General features: G+C 64.5%; 15 protein-coding genes. 4 read left to right on the top strand and 11 right to left on the bottom strand.

Annotation, left to right across the window (positions count from 1 at the left end; translation table 11 throughout):
• Positions 1-88: 88 nt before the first annotated feature.
• Positions 89-961, top strand: coding sequence for a septal ring lytic transglycosylase RlpA family protein (locus DENOEST_RS02690; RefSeq protein WP_197970495.1), 873 nt, complete (start codon positions 89-91; stop codon positions 959-961).
• 208 nt (positions 962-1,169) lie between these two features.
• On the opposite strand, the gene DENOEST_RS02685 is transcribed toward DENOEST_RS02690, so the two are convergent.
• Complete coding sequence (locus DENOEST_RS02685) at positions 1,170-2,504, bottom strand: carbohydrate porin (protein ID WP_145769875.1); 1,335 nt, start codon at positions 2,502-2,504, stop codon at positions 1,170-1,172.
• Between the two features lie 165 nt (positions 2,505-2,669).
• On the opposite strand from DENOEST_RS02685, the gene dmeF reads away from it, so the two are divergent.
• The 3 genes from dmeF (at position 2,670) to mgtE (ending at position 5,991) form a co-directional block, all read left to right on the top strand.
• Positions 2,670-3,602: a CDF family Co(II)/Ni(II) efflux transporter DmeF gene (dmeF, locus tag DENOEST_RS02680; RefSeq protein WP_145769874.1), complete on the top strand. Its 933-nt coding sequence runs from the start codon at positions 2,670-2,672 to the stop codon at positions 3,600-3,602.
• A gap of 172 nt (positions 3,603-3,774) precedes the next feature.
• Positions 3,775-4,473 carry a monofunctional biosynthetic peptidoglycan transglycosylase gene (gene mtgA, locus DENOEST_RS02675; RefSeq protein WP_145769873.1) on the top strand — a complete coding sequence of 233 codons (699 nt, stop codon included), beginning with the start codon at positions 3,775-3,777 and terminating at the stop codon, positions 4,471-4,473.
• Between the two features lie 60 nt (positions 4,474-4,533).
• Positions 4,534-5,991, top strand: coding sequence for a magnesium transporter (mgtE, locus tag DENOEST_RS02670; protein ID WP_145769872.1), 1,458 nt, complete (start codon positions 4,534-4,536; stop codon positions 5,989-5,991).
• A gap of 17 nt (positions 5,992-6,008) precedes the next feature.
• On the opposite strand, the gene DENOEST_RS02665 is transcribed toward mgtE, so the two are convergent.
• From DENOEST_RS02665 to DENOEST_RS02620, 10 genes are all read right to left on the bottom strand, one after another.
• On the bottom strand, positions 6,009-7,784 hold the full coding sequence (locus DENOEST_RS02665) for a tetratricopeptide repeat protein (protein ID WP_145769871.1): 1,776 nt from the start codon (positions 7,782-7,784) through the stop codon (positions 6,009-6,011).
• Positions 7,785-7,808: 24 nt separating this feature from the next.
• Entirely contained in the window at positions 7,809-8,309 is a 501-nt protein-coding gene (ccmE, locus tag DENOEST_RS02660; protein ID WP_145769870.1) for a cytochrome c maturation protein CcmE, read from the bottom strand.
• On the bottom strand, positions 8,306-8,494 hold the full coding sequence (ccmD, locus tag DENOEST_RS02655; protein WP_145769869.1) for a heme exporter protein CcmD: 189 nt from the start codon (positions 8,492-8,494) through the stop codon (positions 8,306-8,308). Before ccmD ends, ccmE begins: the two co-directional genes overlap by 4 nt.
• Positions 8,491-9,243: a heme ABC transporter permease CcmC gene (ccmC, locus tag DENOEST_RS02650; protein ID WP_145769868.1), complete on the bottom strand. Its 753-nt coding sequence runs from the start codon at positions 9,241-9,243 to the stop codon at positions 8,491-8,493. Before ccmC ends, ccmD begins: the two co-directional genes overlap by 4 nt.
• Positions 9,244-9,268: 25 nt before the next feature.
• Positions 9,269-11,080, bottom strand: coding sequence for a tetratricopeptide repeat protein (locus tag DENOEST_RS02645; protein WP_145769867.1), 1,812 nt, complete (start codon positions 11,078-11,080; stop codon positions 9,269-9,271).
• Positions 11,081-11,633: 553 nt separating this feature from the next.
• On the bottom strand, positions 11,634-12,443 hold the full coding sequence (ccsA, locus tag DENOEST_RS02640; protein WP_145770635.1) for a cytochrome c biogenesis protein CcsA: 810 nt from the start codon (positions 12,441-12,443) through the stop codon (positions 11,634-11,636).
• 73 nt (positions 12,444-12,516) lie between these two features.
• A complete protein-coding gene (locus DENOEST_RS02635) occupies positions 12,517-13,473 on the bottom strand; it encodes a cytochrome c biogenesis protein ResB (RefSeq protein ID WP_145770634.1) in 957 nt (318 codons plus the stop codon).
• Positions 13,473-16,064 carry a cytochrome c3 family protein gene (locus DENOEST_RS02630; RefSeq protein ID WP_145770633.1) on the bottom strand — a complete coding sequence of 864 codons (2,592 nt, stop codon included), beginning with the start codon at positions 16,062-16,064 and terminating at the stop codon, positions 13,473-13,475. Before DENOEST_RS02630 ends, DENOEST_RS02635 begins: the two co-directional genes overlap by 1 nt.
• Positions 16,057-17,139 (bottom strand): NHL repeat-containing protein, encoded by a 1,083-nt coding sequence (locus tag DENOEST_RS02625; protein ID WP_197970494.1) that lies wholly within the window; start codon positions 17,137-17,139, stop codon positions 16,057-16,059. The genes DENOEST_RS02630 and DENOEST_RS02625 overlap by 8 nt, the downstream gene beginning before the upstream one ends.
• A complete protein-coding gene (locus DENOEST_RS02620) occupies positions 17,136-17,969 on the bottom strand; it encodes an SMP-30/gluconolactonase/LRE family protein (RefSeq protein WP_145770632.1) in 834 nt (277 codons plus the stop codon). The genes DENOEST_RS02625 and DENOEST_RS02620 overlap by 4 nt, the downstream gene beginning before the upstream one ends.
• Positions 17,970-17,973: the final 4 nt, after the last annotated feature.

Below are 17,973 nucleotides of genomic sequence, written 5' to 3'. Positions count from 1 at the left end.
CTGGTGGCTTCCGCTCCCCTTAGTGCTTGCCGCCTGCGGCGGCGTTCCGCCCCGGCCGGCCCAGACATCAGGGGAAGTCGCGCCACAGGTGGCGACACCTGCCCCACCCGCGAAAAAGCCCGCCCAGCGCCCTTCCGCTTACACCCTGAAAAAAGGCGGCGGGTTCTACAAGGATGATGGTCCCGGCGACAATCCCCCGGAGGACCTGGCCGTCATTCCCGACGCAGTGCCCCGGCCGGAGCCCCTGCATCGTTTCGCCAACAGGCCCTATTCGGTGCTGGGGCGGGACTTCGTGCCTCTGCTGGAGATCGGGACCTATAAGGCTCGGGGGGTGGCGAGTTGGTACGGGCGCAAGTTTCATGGGCAGAAGACATCCTCCGGCGAACCCTACGACATGTACGGCATGACGGCGGCTCATCCCATCCTGCCCATCCCCTCCTATGTCCGTGTCAGCAACCCGGCCAACGGCAATATGGTGGTGTTGCGGGTCAACGACCGGGGTCCATTCCACGCCGACCGCATCATCGACCTTTCCTATACGGCGGCATGGAAGCTGGGGCTCACCGGCAATGGCAGCGGCATCGTGGAAGTGGAAAGCCTGCTGACAGGGGCCGGGACCCTGCCAGCCCAGGTGCCGGTGACGGACGACCCCCTCGCCCGACTAGCGGAAGAAAGATCGGAAGCGCTACGACTGGAGCGGGCACTCCCCGTCCCAACCAACACCGAGGCGAAGGGTGTGTTCCTGCAGCTGGGGGCCTTTGGCAATCCCGACAACGCCGAGAGCTTCAAGGCCCATATCAGCCGTCAACTGGACTGGATGGGCGAGACCGTATCGATCCAGTCGGCGGGTAATGTCCAACGGGTCCAGATCGGTCCCTACCGGGATCGCCTGGCTGCCGAGAGCGCGGCCGAACGCATCCGCACCACCCTGGGCGTCAGCCCCTCGATCGTGGTGCGCTGATCTGACGCGCATGGTCGTCCAGGCCCCCCCCTGAGGATGAACATGCGAAAGGCCAATTGGACGCCCCCACCCCCGTTCCACGGCCGGCTTCGGCGGCGCGAAGCCATGCTTCGCGCAACCCTGTCTACGCCCCCTTCCCGGAGCGGGGCTACCCATCGGCTCGCTACGCTCGACGGCTACACTCGGCTCCGTTGATGCTTTTTCATATTCACAGGGCCACGCCCAGCCTCAGGCCCAGTACCGTGGCCGAGGACACCCCACTGGTGGCGCCTGGATCGCGGTAACGCTGCCATACCGGCTGTACCGCCAGCCACTTGTTCACCTGGACCAGATAGGTGATCTCGACCGCCGATTCCGCTTTCACGGTGCCGATGCCGGCCAGTTCCTGGCTCTCACGGAATTTCCCGCCCAGGGTCCCCCGCGTATGGGCCGCACCGAACTGGTCCTTCTCCCGATTGGGCAAGGGGCCGCGCATGACCAGGCCCAGATTGGTCGCCCGCCGGATTGCGATGGAATTTCCATCGGTGACGCCGGTGCGGAAAAAGGCCGACAGGTCGCCTCCCGCCCATTGCCACAGGGAGCGCTCCAGCAGGGCATACCAGCCCTGGCTGCGCCGCTGCATCGGGACACCGGCATCATCAATGTCCATCAGGTCGTCCACCCGGGTCGTGTAGCGCCACAGGCCGAAGGCGTATTTCTCGTAAGCCTCCCTGGCCTCATGGGCCTTCAGCTCCGGCGTGGTCGGCACACCCTTCTCCGGACTGGCAGGTTCGAACAGGTGGCCCTTTTCCCGGGGGGCGTAGCCCAACTCCACAATCTGCATGGCGCCGTCCCCCTTGTCGAAACGCACATGGGTCGCCTTCGGATGCCGGGGATCCCCCGGAATGCCATCGAGCACTGCCCCCTGGAAATACACTGTGGCATCGGCGGAGCGCCACTTGGCCCGCAGGCCAAAGGCCGAGTTGTTGAAAATCGAAGGCCCCCGGGTCAGGGCGATGTCGGCCATCGCCCCATAGGGGGGCTGCACGAAGACTCCGGCCGAATCCAGGACCTGGAACTCTGAATCGATGGGGTACAGGCCCGCCAGCAGGGAAAGCCGGTTGCCCCAAAAACCTTTCTCCACCCAGGCATGAAACAGGCGGCCCGTGCTGACGGTCACCTCGATATTGGACGACGCCAACTGGCTGCCCAGATAATCCCGATTGAGCTTGCCGCCGGCATCATGGATATAGTTGAAATAGGCAGTGGTGGCTTCCCATCCCAACATGCTTTCCAGATCCAGCTTGGCCTTCAAATCCAGGTGCTCCATGGGACGCCCACCCCGAGCCTGCCCTCCGGATGTCACCTTCAACATGTCCCACTTGTAGCCAGCCTCCACAGCCAGGCCTTGCCGATACCAGTCCCGACGCAGGCCGCCCCAGTCTCCGCTCAGGGTTTCTTCCCGATAGTCGGGGATGGCATCGTCCTCCTGGGCCATGGCGCCGCCAAGACAAAGGGCGGAAAGAAGCATCACGGTGCAACCGGGGAGGTTATTTTTTCTCATGGTACATATGCGAAGGAAGATAGGGGCGTTGCATATCAACGGCCCGGGAGCCTACCGCACGCACCGAGCATCCGACAATCCCGGCACCTGCAAGACGGTAGCGACACCGTATATGAGGACCACACTTGGTAATCACAGGGTCGCTCGTGTAGGGTAACGCCCATCATGCATACCCACGACCTGACGCCCTGGACCCACCACCACATCTTCGATCGGGGCAACCGCGCCGCCGAGCGCGGCACCCGCCGGGTGATGGCGATCACCGCCCTGATGATGGTGCTGGAAATTATCGCCGGCTGGTGGTTCAACTCCATGGCCCTGCTGGCCGACGGCTGGCACATGAGTTCCCATGCCCTGGCCATCGGCCTCGCGGCCCTGGCCTACTGGGCCGCCCGCCGTTACGCCCATGATCCCCGCTTCGCTTTCGGCACCTGGAAGATCGAGGTGCTGGCCGGCTTCGTCAGTGCCATGCTGCTGCTGGGCGTTGCCGCTGCCATGGTGGTCGGATCGTTGGAGCGCCTGATCACACCGACCGAGATCCATTTCGTCGAGGCCATCGCTGTGGCGATGCTGGGCCTGGGCGTGAATGTAGTCTGCGCCCTGATCCTGGGTAATGCTCATGATCACCATCACGATGATCACCACCACCATGGCCACGATCTGAATCTGCGTTCGGCCTACCTGCACGTGATCGCCGATGCCGCCACCTCCGTACTGGCCATCGCAGCCCTGCTGGGGGGGCTGCTACTGGGCTGGAGCTGGCTGGACCCCCTGATGGGCATCGTCGGCGCGGTCCTGGTGGCAATCTGGGCCCTGGGTCTGATTCGGGAAACCGGCCAGGTGCTGCTGGATCGGGAAATGCATCATCCAGTGGTGGATGAGATCCGCGCCGTCATCACCGGCCATCCGTCCTGGCAGGAGACCACCCGCATCGCTGACCTCCATGTCTGGCGCGTCGGCCATACCCAGTACAGCGTCATCATCAGCCTGGTGACCCACGATCCGACCCTCACCCCGGTGATGGTCAAGCAGCAGCTGGCCGAGCACCAGGAACTGGTTCATGTATCGGTGGAGGTCAATCGCTGCGAGGATATCTGACGCGCATGGTTGCCAACACCGCCCCCATACCCCGCCCCGGGGCGGGGCTTCTGATCGGCTCGCTACGCTCGACGGTCACATTCGGCTCCGTTAGTGCTTTTTCACGTTCAGAATCCCGGAGCCGGCGCAATAAAATGCGGGATCGATCTTTCGTCGCCGCATTCACTCCGTCATGACAAGAACACTTCTCCACCGTCTCCGCCAGGGCCTGGCCCTGTTGCTGCTGGCCGGTCTGCTGTGGCAGGGCTGGTATCTGGGCTGGGTGCTGTGGTGGAAGTTCATGGACCCGGGCAGCACTTCCTTCATGGCCCGGCGCCTGGGGGAAATGCAGGAAAAGAACCCCAAGGCGGAAATCCGCCACTTCTGGGTACCCTACAGTCGGATTTCCAACCATCTGAAGCGGGCCGTGGTGGCGGCGGAGGATGACCGCTTCGTGGATCACGAGGGCTTCGACTGGGAGGGCATGCAAAAGGCCCTGGAGAAGAACCAGAAGAAGGGCCGTGTGGTGGCCGGTGGCTCCACCATTTCCCAGCAACTGGCCAAGAACCTGTTCCTCTCCGCCGCCAAGACCCCCTGGCGCAAGGCCCAGGAGGCGGTGATCACGGTGATGATCGAAACCTGCTGGGGCAAGCGCCGCATCCTGGAGGTCTATCTCAACTCGGTGGAATGGGGCGAGGGCATCTTCGGCGCCGAGGCCGCCGCCCGCCGCTACTATCGCGGCTCCGCCACCGCCCTGGGCCCGGAGCAGGCGGCCCGGCTGGCGGTGATGCTGCCGGCACCGCGCCGCTTCGAGAAGAACCCCTATTCCCCCTACGTCAATGGCCGCACCCAGTTGATTCTGGGACGCATGGGCAGCGCCGAGGTGCCCTGAAAAGCCTCGCCCCGACTGGACGATTCGCCTACAATTCGGCCTCCCGCAGCGAGGCCCCCGATGACAGCAGACAACCCGGAAATCCGCGAAGAGCCGCGTCACCAGGACGATGTCCAGGACGCTCTGCGCGAGATTCAGGCCCTGCTGTCCCGGCTCAAGCGGGCGGAGGAGATGATCCCGGCGCCGGAAGGCGCCGAAGGGGCAGGTGTTGAGGAACTGCCTCAGCAGCAGCACCTGGGCCAGTTGCGCAGGAAACTCGACGAGTTGCACCCGGCGGACGTGGCCTATGTGCTGGAGGCCCTGCCTCTGGCCGACCGCCTGCTGGTCTGGGACCTGATCGAGACCGAGCAGGAAGGCGACATCCTGCTGGAAGTCTCGGACGCGGTACGGGAATCCCTGATCGAGACCATGGCCCCCTCGGAGCTGGTGGCCGCCGCCGAGCAACTGGATGCCGATGAGCTGGCGGACCTGGCGCCGGATCTGCCCAGGGCCGTGATGGACGACGTGTTCCGCGCCCTGCCCATCGAGGAGCGGGAACACCTGCGGGAAGCCATGTCCTACCCGGAGGACTCGGTAGGCCACCTGATGGACTTCGAACTGGTTTCGGTGCGGGAGGACATCACCCTGGAGGTGGCCCTGCGCTACCTGCGCCGCTACGAGGAACTGCCCGACCATACCGATCAGCTCTTCGTGGTGGATAGGGAGGAGCGCCTACAGGGCGTGCTGCCCCTCAATGTGCTGCTGGTGAACGACCTGGACGTGGAAGTCGGCGCCCTGATGCAGACCGAGACCCTTACTCTCAAGCCCCTGGACAAGGCAGAGACCGCCGCTCAGGCCTTCGACCGCTACGACCTGGTGTCGGCGCCGGTGGTGGACGAAGAGGGGCGGCTGGTGGGCCGGGTGACGGTGAACGAAGTACTGGACTACGTGCGGGAGGAGGCCGAAGCCGACCAACTGGCCCAGGCCGGTCTGTCCGAGGAGGAGGATATCTTCGCCCCGGTGCTGGACTCGGTGAAGAACCGCTGGCGCTGGCTAGCCATCAACCTGGTCACCGCCTTCATCGCCTCCCGGGTGATCGGCGCCTTCGAGGGCTCCATCGAAAAACTGGTGGCCCTGGCCGCCCTGATGCCCATCGTCGCCGGCATCGGCGGCAACTCCGGCAACCAGACCATCACCATGATCGTCCGCGCCATCGCCCTGGGCCAGGTCCAGCCCGACGCGGCGCGACGTCTCTACCGCAAGGAAATGGCGGTGGCCCTGTTCAACGGCCTGGTCTGGGGCGGCCTCCTGGGCCTCTTGGCCTTCTGGCTCTACAAGGACGTGCGCCTGGGCCTGGTGATGACCGGCGCCATGACCCTGAATCTGCTGCTGGCCGCCACCGTCGGCGTGGCCATCCCCATGACCATGCAACGCCTGGGCCGGGACCCGGCCATGGGCGCCTCGGTGCTGATCACCGCCGTCACCGATTCCGGCGGCTTTTTCATCTTCCTCGGCATGGCGACCTTTTTCCTGCTCTGAGGTTCGGAGGCAAAGCGTCAGTTGCAGTGGCTGCTGGCGCCGGTCTCTTCCAGATGGCGGCGCACTTCCTCCAGGCCAGCGGGGTCGGTCTCCCGCTCCAGATAGGCCTGCCACTGTTCCCGCGCTTCAGCGCAGTTTCCCTGACGTTCCAGGGCCAGAGCCAGATTCCAGCGATAGGCCGGCAACCAGGGGGCCAGGACCACGGCCTGGGAAAAGGCCCGCACCGCACCGTCCACGTCATCGCCTTGCAGCATCCATTCCCCCAGATGATTCAGGGCAGAGTGACTGCGTTCCAGGCGTACCGCCCGCCAGAGCAGTTCCCCGGCTTTTTGCCGTTCACCCCGGTCCAGAACGATCACGCCGAGCTTTTCCGGCGGGGCGGATAGAGTCGGATCGAGGGCCATGGCCCGGGTCAGGGAGCGTTCCGCGGCCTCGATGTCGCCGGCCTGCAACTGGGCGGCTCCCAGTCCATTCCAGGCCCGCCCGGAATTGGGGGCATGGCGCACCGCATCGGCATAGAGGCTGGCGTTGTCGCGCCAGACCTCCACCCGTTCACGGGTGGCCAGGATGAGGCCAATCGCAACCAACAGCACCAGGGGCAGCGCTACTTTCCTGTGTCCGGTACCCGGGAGCCAGACTGTCGGCAATGTAGCTGCCAGGCCGAAGAGACCGACGCTGGGCAGGTACATGCGGTGTTCGAACACCATTTCCAGGGGCACGACGCTGCTTTCCACCACCAGGGTGACGGGCACCCACAGGAGCCAGAATCCCGCCAGCCGCCAACGCTGATGCAGCAAAGCCACCAGCCCGGTCCCGCACCAGGCCAGCAGCCCCAGCAAGGCCGCCAGTGTGGTGGCAGGAGAAAAAAGTCCGGTGGACTTCAGGAAATCGTGCTCCACGCTGAAGCGATCAGGCAGGGGCCAGAGCATCTGGGACAGATGAAAGACAATCACCCGGGGCTGGGTCAGCAAGCGCTCAGCCATGGTGAAGTCGCGCCCCCGGTAGCTCAGCATTCCCGACTGGGCCAGGGGGCCCTGGCCACTGGCGATATCCACTACCACATACAGCAGCAGCAAAAACGGCAGGGCAAACAGCAGGCGGGAAGCGGGGTGCTCCAGGAGTTTTGATGCCTGCCCGCGACAGCAGCCGAATTCGGCCAGCCACCAAAGAGCCGGGGTGATCCAGCCATTTTCCTTGGCGGCCACGGACAACAGGAAAGTCACCAGGGACAGCACCAGCCAAGCCAGTCGTCTTTCGGTACGCCCCCGCACATAGGCCAGCACCGAGAGCAGGCTGAACAGGGCCGAGAGTTCCGCCATGCGCTGCACCACGTAGGTGACGGCCTGAACCTGGATGGGATGCAGTGCCCAGAGCAGAGCGGCGCCCCAGGCTAGACCCAGAGCCGGAGCTCGGGGCTGGCCCTGGAGCAGCAGCAGACGCCGAACGCAGGACCAGACCGCCAAAGCCATCAGCAGATGCAGGACGATATTGCTGCGGATGAAGGTGGCGGCGCTGCCGCCGCCCCGCCACCAATCGATGGCCAGGCTGACATTGGACAGGGGCCGGCTGGGCAGCAGGCCTTCCCTTGCGGCGCGCCAGAGCCCCGCCAGACTGAGTTCGGTGAGGTGGATCGCCGCCCGGTCGACGATGTTGGCTTCGTCGTCGAAGTGGAAGCCATTCAACGGCGCCTGCCAGTAGGCCAGGACGACGGCGAAGGCCAGGATCAGGCCAAGCACCAGGGCTGGCACGGCCCCCTTGATGCCTGGCGCAGAAGAGGGGGTATGCCCCGGCATCAGGGGTTCAGCCAGGGCGTCCGCTCAATACTGGGCGGGCGCGGGAGCCGGTGCGACCGCAGCCCCGGCCGCCTCCACCGCGGCCTTCTTCTGGGCCGCCCGGTTATGGGCGTCGCCCACGGCCTGGGCAGCCTCGGGAGGCATGTAGTTCTCGTCGTGCTTGGCCAGCACCTCGCTGGCGACAAAGCGGCTAGTGCCCTCCATACGGCCCTGGGCCACCACGCCCTTGCCCTCCTTGAACAGGTCGGGAAGGATGCCCCTGTAGCTGACGGGCAGATCGGCCTCGGTGTCGGTCACCACGAAACTGATGGTGAGGCCATCGGCGGCCCGGGTCACGCTGCCTGTCTTGACCAGACCGCCAATGCGGAAGGCCTTGCCCTGAGGCGCCTTGCCCGCCAGCACATCGGTGGGGGAAACATACAGGGCGATGTTGCTGTTGAGGGCATTCAGCACCAGAGCGGCGATGACGCCCACCAGGGCCAGGGCGCCAGCGATGATGGCGAGTTTCTTGTGTCGGATTTTCATTCGGAGGAGTTCCTTGCTTCGGCGCGGGCCTGACGCTTCAGGCGCGCAATGGTCTGGGTTCGACGGCGAACGACGAGGATGGGTTCCATGACCATGATCAGGGCCGCCATGCCGAAGGAGCCCCAGACATAGCCGCCATAGCCGCCCATGGCGATGAAATCGGCAAAACTGTTCCAGAAAATCATGTCTTGTCTCCCGCCAGGAGTTCCTTCACCCATTCGGTATGGCGTTCCCGCTCCAGCATGATGATGCGCACCCGGGCCAGGGCCACGGCGATGGAATACATCCAGAAGCACAGGGCCATCAGCAGCATGCCCCAGAGCATGATTGCCGCCATGGAGGGGGATTTGGTCAGGCTCACCGAAGAGCCCTGGTGCAGGGTATTCCACCACTTCACCGAGAAATAGATGATGGGCACATTGACCACGCCCACCAGCAACAGGAGCCCGCCGGCCTTGTCGGCCCGGCGCGGATCATCAATGGCGGCCTGGAGGGCGATGAAGCCGATGTACAGGAACAGCAGGATCAGTTCCGAGGTCAGCCGGGCATCCCACACCCACCAGGTGCCCCACATGGGCTTGCCCCAGAGGGCGCCAGTCCACAGGGAGAGGAAGGCCATCAGGGCGCCGGTAGGCGCCAGGGCGGTGGCCATCATGCCCGACAGGCGGGTATTGAAAGCCAGGCCCAGAGCGGCCCAGAAGGCCATCACCAGATAGATGAACATGGACATCCAGGAGGCGGGCACATGAACGAAGATGATGCGATAGCCCTCCCCCTGCTGAAAGTCGGTCGGGGCCACCAGCAGCCCCAGCCACAGGCCCGCCAGGCCGAAGGCCACGGCAAGAGCGGCGAACCAGGGAATCATCTTTCCCGCCAGGGGATAGAAGGTGGAAGGAGCGGCAAACCGGTACAAGTTGATCAGTCGGTTGTTCATCTCGAATATTCACCTGCCACGAAAATCATTTTTTCTCCCGCTGAAGTCTCAGCTTTTCTTCCCATTCCCACACCGCCGCTTCCGCCTTGCGCCGATAGGGATCGTCAGACGCGGTGCGATGCAGATAGGTGCGCATGGCCCCCAGGGCGCCGGCCACATCTCCCGTACCCTCCAGGGCCACGGCCAGACCGTAATAGGCATTGATCTGATCATTGCGCAATTCGGTGGCGGCGTCGAAGAAATCACGGGCGGCGGCGTATTTTCTCATGCCCAGCAGGGCATAACCGATATTCACGTGAGCCTCGGGCATTTCCGGCGCCAGCTCCAGCACCCGGTGGAAGGCTGCCAGGGCATGTTCGTACTGGCGGGCGTGGAGCATGATCACCCCCTGCTGGAAGCGAGCTTCGATCTCGGCCCCCTTGCGCTCCGCCACATGGCCGGCCAGGGAGCCGCCACGGTAGAGATTGCCATCCACCCCCCCCAGCAGCCAACCGCCGCCCACCAGCAGCAACAGGGTCAGACCCAGGGCGAAGGGCCGCACATCGACCCGAGGACCCTGGGCCAGGCGGCGAAACAACAGCCCCACATGAACCAGCACGGCCCCCAGGGCCAGCAGCCCCCCCAGGCCGGCCAGGCCCATGGCCAGAAAGTAGGGGACGCCCTGCCCCAGCAGTTCGGCGTGGGCCACCTTGCGAGGCACATCCTGGCCACCCCACCAGCCCAGGCCGGCCACCAGCAGGGCAATACCCAGGCCGTAGATCAGGGGTAGCCAGGCAAGCCGGGGCCGGTCGGCGGCAGGAAGCCCCAGGGCCGACAGCAGACGCTGTCCCCAGACCAGATAGGCCAGGGTCACGGCGCCCACGGTGCCGTGATAGTGGGCCGGCACGGCGGTGGATTCGCCCCGGATGGTGGCCCCCAGCAGGCAGCCAGCGAAGAACAATAGAATGGACAGCAGCAGGGCCGCTGATTCCGGCTCGCGCCAGAAGGCTCGGCGTCCCAGAAGACCCTTGAGCAGCACCAGGCCATAGACCACCGCCGGGGGCCAGGAGGTCCAGCGCATCAGGGTGGTGAAGGCCACCCGCTGCTCGACGCTGCCCATGGGATGGAGGAAGGTTGCTCCCAGGCTGGCCAGGGCCGGCAGAGCCGTGACGATCATCAGGGCCGGCAACAGACCCCGTGAGACGGACTGCCCTTCGGCCAGCACGCTCCAGGCCGCCATCAGCAACAGCACATGGACATATTGCAAAGTGTGGCCGACAGGCCAGAGGCGATCGTCCAGGGTCAGCAGGGACTTGGCGCCACTGGCCGAACCGAAGGCCCAGAGCAATTGGACAGCGGCGATCAGCGCCACCAGGGCCGCCAGCCACGCCGCCAGGCGCCAGGGTTCTGCATCAGGCTTCACGATGACTGCCCGCCCCGCCATCAGGATCACACCAAGGGCAAAGGCCGCCATGGCGCCGAAGTAGGCGGCGCTGTCCAGCAAAGGCACATAGTTCGCCAGTACCGGGATGCCGCCGATCAGGGGCGGCGACACCACCATGGTGGTCACCCCCAGGGCCGCCAGGCCCAGGCCGGCCCAGCCGATCAGCCCGGCCCGGCCGACGGCCAGCACCCAGATGCCGGCCGCCATGGACAGGAACCACACCACCACGGCCAGATCCACATGAAGCACCAGAGCCGTGCGGAAGGTGCCGCCGCCCAGGCCGAAGAGGGGGGTGCGGGCCACCACCAGGGCGATGGCGAAGAGCGCCGAGAGGCCCAGGCTGCCCAGGGCCAGCAGCAGCCAGCCCAGAGCCAGCCGGCGGGTCGGGCCGGCAAACTGTGCTACCTGGATCATTGGACTGCCCTCCCCCCAGCCCCCTCCCCGAGTGAGGGGGTGACGGTAGTTCGCCGGCTAACGCCAGCTCCATGCATAACGCTGCCGCGCCTTTGGGCGGCCATGCGGCGCGGCGCCCTCCCCCCAGCCGCCCCCTCCCCGAATGAGGGGGTGACGGTAGTTCGCCGGCTAACACCAGCTCCATGCATAACGCTGCCGCGCCTTTGGGCGGCCATGCGGCGCGGCGCCCTCCCCCCAGCCGCCCCCTCCCCGAATGAGGGGGTGACGGTAGTTCGCCGGCTAACGCCAGCTCCATGCATAACGCTGCCGCGCCTTTGGGCGGCCATGCGGCGCGGCGCCCTCCCCCCAGCCGCCCCCTCCCCGAGTGAGGGGGTGACGGTAGTTCGCCGGCTAACGCCAGCTCCATGCATAACGCTGCCGCGCCTTTGGGCGGCCATGCGGCGCGGCGCCCTCCCCCCAGCCGCCCCCTCCCCGAGTGAGGGGGTGACGGCGGTTCGCCGCTTTGCGGCTCCGAATTGTGTAATGCACCCTTTCGGGCGGCCGTGCGGGGCGCTCATACCGCCCCCTTATGGGGGGAGGTGGAAATGAAGGGCACGCCGAAGAAGGTCAGGAAGGCCAGCACGAATACCGTCAAGACCAGCAGAGACCAGATCCGCGGGCTGAGGCGGAAGGTCACCCGGGTATGAAGTGAGGAGGCCACCATCAGCCAGGTGATGAAGGACCAGGTTTCCAGCGGATCCCAGTCCCAATAGCGGCCCCAGGCATCCTGTGCCCAGATGGAGCCGGCGATCAGCATCAGGGTCTCGAACACCAGGCCGATGGCCATGCAACGGAAGGCCAGCTCCGACAGACGCTCATTGTCCGGCAGCCGCTGGAAACGGGACTGTCCAAAGGCAGTCGGGCGCAGCAGGATCACGCCGGAGAGCCCCACCGCCACCAGCACCGCGCCAAGGAAGACCTTGCCGAAACCGATGTGGATGAACAGCCAGACCGTGTGATAAGTGGGCGGCAGATGGGTCTCGCCCGGGCTGGTGGTCATCAGCCAGCCCATCATGGTGAACAGGATAGGCATCACCACCGCCGCGATGGGCCGCACGGAAGGCAGGCGCCAGTAGGCCAGGGTGAAGGCCAGCATCAGGCTCCAGACATTGCTGGAAAGAATCTCGAACATGGTGACGAAGGGGCCGTGGCCCAGTCGCTCCCAGCGCATGGCGATGGCCACGGTATGGAGCGCCACCCCTAGAGCCATGAGAGTCAGTACGGTACGTTCGGGGCGTTTTCTCAGCAACACGCCGATGATGGCGAGGCTGCCCGCCAGCACGTAGGCCACCACGGCGGCCCAGAGATAATTCAGGTCGGGCATTTCACTGAAATTTGGCATCGGATTCAGACTTGGGTTGCAAGAAAGATGGATAAGTCATGGTCGCCATGGTTCTTCAGGGGTTCCAGGGCCGGGCGGCGAATTTTGCTTGAAAGTGCCAGGCCAGCGCCAGTACCGCCAGCACGGCGGCGGCCAGGAGCCAGGGGAGGGTGCGGTCGTAGCTCACCGAATAACCCATCCAGGTGGATAGGCCGAGGTATTCCAGGCGCCCCTGGGGCAGGTCGATATGCCCCCCCGGCATCAACACCCAACGCTGATCCTCGGTACGCAAAATCACTTCATGCCGGCTCGGCAGACGGAATTCCCCGCCGCTCTCGGGGATCAGCTCCTCGTCGAATTGCAGCAGTGCCCAGACTGACCGATCCGTGCCAGGCAGGCTCCAGCGCTGGGCCTGGCGACTGTTGGCTGGATAGCCCGGCAGGTTCACCGCGCCGGCAACGGGCGCACCACCCACAGGATGCCAACGGAACAGCAGGGTAAAGCCCTTGTTCCAATTGGCATAGAACCGATAGTGACTGATCACCAGGGGCCGATGATCGCCAATGGTCTGTTCCTGTACCCGCCCGTCCGGCGCCACCCAGCGCACCCGGTTTTCCGTGGAGAGCCGCCGCAGGTCGGGGCCGTAAGGAATGCGGAATCCCAGGTTGGTGAAGCGCACTCGTTCAATGCCTCCATCGTGCCAGGGGCCGGCCTCCATCAGAGAGAGCTGGCCAGCGAACTCCTCTCCCGCCACCACCTCGGTCTGTCCCTTGAGATAGGTCATCCGTCCCAGGGCCACCAGCAGCACGATGACCAGCAGGGCCAGATGAAACACCAGCAGCGGGGTCTGGCGACGGAACTTGGCATTGGTGGCGATGGAGGCCAGCAGGTTGACAGCCAGCAGGCCCAGGGACAACACCAGCCCGGGGCTGGTGCGCACTGCGCTGAAATAGGCCAGGGTGACGCTGACCCCGAGCAGCAGCAGAATGACCAGGGTCAGCTTGAGGGAGGCCAGCAGTTGCAGGACTCCCATCAAGGCGGATTGGTGCAGTTCTCGTTGCTGTCGCGCATCCAGCTTCTGCCGGTCGTGTTGTTCCCCGGCGCGCCCTTTGACCCACAGTTGGAGTCCGCCCAATTGCCACTGGTGGCAAAGGTCTTGATCTTGTTGATGGCATTCATGTAGTAGGGTTGCCGGTTGTAGGCGGCCGTGGTGCCGTTCCTGACCTGGGTACCTGACGCCAGACCGCCCTCGGCGCCCACGTCGTTGAGATTGACCAGCAGGGCCTTGTTCTTCCAGCCGTGGGGCACCGCCACATGGCACCAGTTGCAGCGCATCTTGCCGAGCTTGTCGGCATGGTAGGAATGCAGGTTGCTGTCCTTGGAACCGCCGAAACCGCTGGACCCGCCGCCGCGGGTGGCATAGAGCGAATAGCTATGGCACTTGAAGCACAGGCCCGTGGTTTCCTGGCCGCTGCCGGTGGCGTTGTTCCAGACGCCCTTGAGGAGGAAGTCATTGGCGGAGCCATGAGGTCCCCAGGGCTTGCCGCTGGCGGGTATCACGCTATAGGTGCCCGAGGCGATCCCGGACCCGTGGCAGTCACTGCAATACATGGTCTGGGTGCCCACCGCGTTGTTCCAGGGCGCATTCCAGTTGTTGGCATTGGCATTGCGAATCGCGGTGGTGCGCCCGGTGCTGTCCATTACCGGATGCCAGGAACGATGGTTGTTGGTATCCACTGCGGCACCGGCTGCCGTCCCCGCGCTCACTTGTCCTTTGTGCCCGGCGGGGGCCTGAAATTCCTTGGCCTGATTGGTGTACTGGGTCAGATTATTGGTTCCCGAGGCGGTGCCGCCGGTGAAACTGCCCAGGGTGGGCCGGTCTCCGGTGGGGTGGGTGTTGTTGTCGCTATAGCCGTAGTCGGAATGGCACTTGAAACATATCTGGTATTCCCGTGTCACGTAGCTGGCCGAGGCGGCCGTGTTGGTGTTGCTGCCCGGGTCGCCCCGCTTGACGGTGTAGCCGCTGGGCTTGCTGTGAAAAGACGCATCAGGATAGGTGGGCTCCACACCCCAGGCACCCCGTAGCACTCCGGAAATCACATTGGTATGGGTATAACCCGTGGCATCCGTGTGCGGATGTGTGCCCCAGCCCGTATTGCGTCCCGATACCGTGTCCTTGGTGTTGGTGCTGCTCAAGGCTCCCGGCAGACCGTTCTGGGCCCGGATCACCCGATGGGGATTGTGGCAGTCGGTGCATTCGGCGTGGCGGTTGTTGAGATTCGCCACCCCCAGCTTGCCTCGTTCCTCGACGAAGTCGGCGCCGCATTTGTTGGTGGTGGTGCTGCAATCCACTCCTCCCGAGTCCACGCTCTTGCTGCCGATGTCGTGTTTCTCGCTGGCGCCCGGCTGGTTGGTAGAGGTGATGGGCATGCTCTTGCCCAGGGCGAAGTCCTCCTTGATGGCCGGCACATTGGTCAGGGCGGTGATGGTGGTGGAAGCAGAGGAATGGCATTGGTAACAGGTTTCCTCCAGGGCCGGACTGCCCCCGGTCTTGGGGCTGGCGACGCTGTCGGTGCCTTCCCGCAGTAAACGACGGGCTCCCTGGACGGTATGGGTGTCGTGGCAGTTGAGGCAGGCCGCCTTCCAGACAGGCAGTGCGGAGGGGAATTCCCGTGTGGTCGCGGCGGCCGATACGTAGGTCTCGTTGGCCACGTCCGGATGGGCATGAGCCGAGAAGGCCCAACTGGAGTTGCCCTGGTTCTTGTCGTGACAGGAAAGACAGATGATGTCGTTGGTCTGACTATAGGTACCCGAGGGAGCGGCCTCCTGGAAGCGGTTCAGGCGCAGGAACTTCTGGTTGCCCTTGGTGGCGTCGGTTTCATAGGTATGGGGGTCATGGCAGGTGGCACACTGAATCTGGCTGTCCGCGGTTTCCAGGGGCATCAGGGGCTTCTTGGCCTGGCCAGCTCCGCCCTGGGAACCGAAATTGCGTTTACCCAGCAGACGGGTGCTGCCGTCAACGATTTCCCAGGTGCCGTCAATGGCATTCTGGGTTGCGGCCCGCAATTCGCCATCCCTGTCGGTCAGGGTCTTGTTGTAGGTCACCGAAATGGGATGATCGTTGGTCAGGTCGTTCCCCAGATAGCGGGTAAAGCCTGTGGTCTTGGCGCTATCAGGCATCACGCCACCAGTACCAGTCCCCGTCATGGAGATGGACTGGGTGCCCTGGGTGGTGTCCGAACCGGCGCCGTTGAGCACGTTCACCTGGCCGATGGCCAGGGTGCCGTCATGGCAGGACAGACAGAGCTTGGAGCTTCCCCCCGGCGCGCTGAGCTGGGCGCCGGCAATGGCCTCGGCGTCCAGGGAGGATGAGGTGTAAACCGAATAACTGGCGGTGGAGAGCTTGCGGTTCCACAGGGGCGTGGCATTGGGCGTGGCCGCATGGGGCGTGTGGCAGAACACACAGACCTGGGTCTGGGAACTGGCCTTGACAGCGTTGCTGCCGCTGGACGACAGATTGTGCTTGGTCTGCCGGACATTGGAGGTACGGGCCGACCAGGCGCTGGTTGAAATGATCAGTACCAGCCCCGCCAGGGCTGCCACCAACCAGCGTCCCTTATTCATGTTCGCCTCCACCGCCAAGATACTGAAACACCGCGACTCTTCCATTGAAGGTATCGGACAGGAACACCCGGTTGCGGGCATCGACCCAGACACCGGAGGGCAAATAATACTGCCCTACCTGCTGGCCCGCGCCGCCGCCAATGGGCATCAGGAAATCCCCTTTTTGATTGAAGACCAGCAGGTGGTCCCAGTAGGACTCGACAATGTAGACATTGCCCTCATTGTCCACCGCAACGCCCTTGGGCCGCACCAGATCCCCCACGCTCATGCCCCGCTGGCCGATGGAGCGGATGTAGTCGCCGGTGGCCAGGGAAATCACCTGCACCCGCGCGTTCATGGTGTCGGAGACATAGAGGGCATCATTGTGCAGGGCCAGGTAGGTGGGATAGTTGAATTCCAGGGGATGATCACCCCGTTCGCCAATCTCACCCACCAAGCTGCCGTCTTCCTCGAAAATCTTGATGTGATGGGCGTAGGTATCCGCCACATAAAGGCGGTGCCGAACCAGGTCATAGACCAGGCCGGTAGGGCGCTGCAGCATGCCCTTGCCCAAGGCGCCCAGGCTCCTGCCCTCCCGGTCGAGACGGGCGATCAAGCCCAGTTCCGCATCGGCCACATAGACCACACCGTCACGGCCCAGGGCAATGCCCACCGGACTGACAAAGCTCTGCATGCCCACCGCCTTGTCCCACGCCATCAGTTCCCCCTTGCCCGGATCGAAGACAAGCACGGCCTGGCGGCTGACATCGGTCACCAGGATGCGGCCGCTGTCATCCACGACGCCCGCCAGGGGGCGTTGCAGAACATTCGGCTCATCGTCGGCCTGGCCCAGGCCCACCAGCCAGCGCAGAGCGCTGACCAAGGCGCTGTCGTGGCGTTCCGGATAGACAAAGTTGCTTTCTCCCAGCAACTGGCCCGCATAGATATAGCGCGGAATGTCGTCGTTGGACTGGGGCGGGAACATCCGGGGAACAGTTTGAGGCGCCTCATCCAGGTTGATGCGCAGCACGGCCTTTTCGGTCGTGCCGGCGCAGCCGACAAGCAACAGGACGAGGAGAACAAGCAGAGATTTCACGGTTTTTGCAATCTGAAAACGGCGATACGCCGGGTACCAGGATCAGCAACATAAAGCATATCCCGCTCCAGAGCCATGCCCCGTGGATCAAAAAGCCCCAGGGACTCGTAGGAGACTTCCCGCGCCAGAGCGCCCTCCCGCAATATTCTGAGGCGGCGAGCACCGTTTTCAGCGATCACCACCCATCCGTCACCTGCCGCCAGACCGGCAAAGCCTTTCAGACCGTCGGCCACCAGGCCGCGGCTTCTGGTATCCATGGACACAGCCATCAGGCAACGGCAGGCGCTCCCCACCACATAGAGAACCCGCCGATCCCAGGCGATGGCCAGGGGCAGGTCAGGCAACAGCCCCTGCAACAGGGTACCGACAGTCCCCAAGGGATGAATCTCCTCCAATCGGCCAAAGGCCCGGTCCAGGCCGTAATACCGTCCGGTGCCCGGGTCCAGCGCCACATCATCGTAACGGGCTGCCCCCAGCCGGGGATCGATGTTCATCATCAGCCGTCCGCCCCGGTAGTAGCGCCGGGCCACTCCTCGATCCGGGGTGACCACCACAACCGAGCCATCAGGCCCCGCCGCCAGACGGGTCTGGGAACTGACCACGACATCGGGCATGATCGCGATGGCATCCAGTGCCCGGTCATAACGATAGAGTTTGTTGGTGCCGAAGTCGGCGATGTAGATATCCTGGGGGGTGACGGCAACGGCCACCGGAAAATTCAGATCGACCAGCCCACCCAGAGTTCCCGGAAGGCCGGGCTGGATACCCTCCAGACCGGTGACAGCCGTTCTTGGCAAAAGCCTGGCGCCGTGGATGGAACGCACCAGCAAGAGC

The organism is Denitratisoma oestradiolicum (assembly GCF_902813185.1).
Lineage (GTDB): Bacteria > Pseudomonadota > Gammaproteobacteria > Burkholderiales > Rhodocyclaceae > Denitratisoma > Denitratisoma oestradiolicum.
The sequence above is the reverse complement of the archived record's forward strand: the minus strand, read 5'-3'. Positions and strand labels throughout refer to the sequence as shown.

Bases quoted from the DNA above. Each gene is read 5' to 3' on its own strand.
- DENOEST_RS02685 (WP_145769875.1), bottom strand. From the start codon at position 2,504: ATGAGAAAAAATAACCTCCCCGGTTGCACCGTGATGCTTCTTTCCGCC.
- dmeF (WP_145769874.1), top strand. From the start codon at position 2,670: ATGCATACCCACGACCTGACGCCCTGGACCCACCACCACATCTTCGAT.
- mtgA (WP_145769873.1), top strand. From the start codon at position 3,775: ATGACAAGAACACTTCTCCACCGTCTCCGCCAGGGCCTGGCCCTGTTG.
- mgtE (WP_145769872.1), top strand. From the start codon at position 4,534: ATGACAGCAGACAACCCGGAAATCCGCGAAGAGCCGCGTCACCAGGAC.
- DENOEST_RS02665 (WP_145769871.1), bottom strand. From the start codon at position 7,784: ATGCCGGGGCATACCCCCTCTTCTGCGCCAGGCATCAAGGGGGCCGTG.
- ccmE (WP_145769870.1), bottom strand. From the start codon at position 8,309: ATGAAAATCCGACACAAGAAACTCGCCATCATCGCTGGCGCCCTGGCC.
- ccmD (WP_145769869.1), bottom strand. From the start codon at position 8,494: ATGATTTTCTGGAACAGTTTTGCCGATTTCATCGCCATGGGCGGCTAT.
- ccmC (WP_145769868.1), bottom strand. From the start codon at position 9,243: ATGAACAACCGACTGATCAACTTGTACCGGTTTGCCGCTCCTTCCACC.
- DENOEST_RS02645 (WP_145769867.1), bottom strand. From the start codon at position 11,080: ATGATCCAGGTAGCACAGTTTGCCGGCCCGACCCGCCGGCTGGCTCTG.
- ccsA (WP_145770635.1), bottom strand. From the start codon at position 12,443: ATGCCCGACCTGAATTATCTCTGGGCCGCCGTGGTGGCCTACGTGCTG.
- DENOEST_RS02635 (WP_145770634.1), bottom strand. From the start codon at position 13,473: ATGGGAGTCCTGCAACTGCTGGCCTCCCTCAAGCTGACCCTGGTCATT.
- DENOEST_RS02630 (WP_145770633.1), bottom strand. From the start codon at position 16,064: ATGAATAAGGGACGCTGGTTGGTGGCAGCCCTGGCGGGGCTGGTACTG.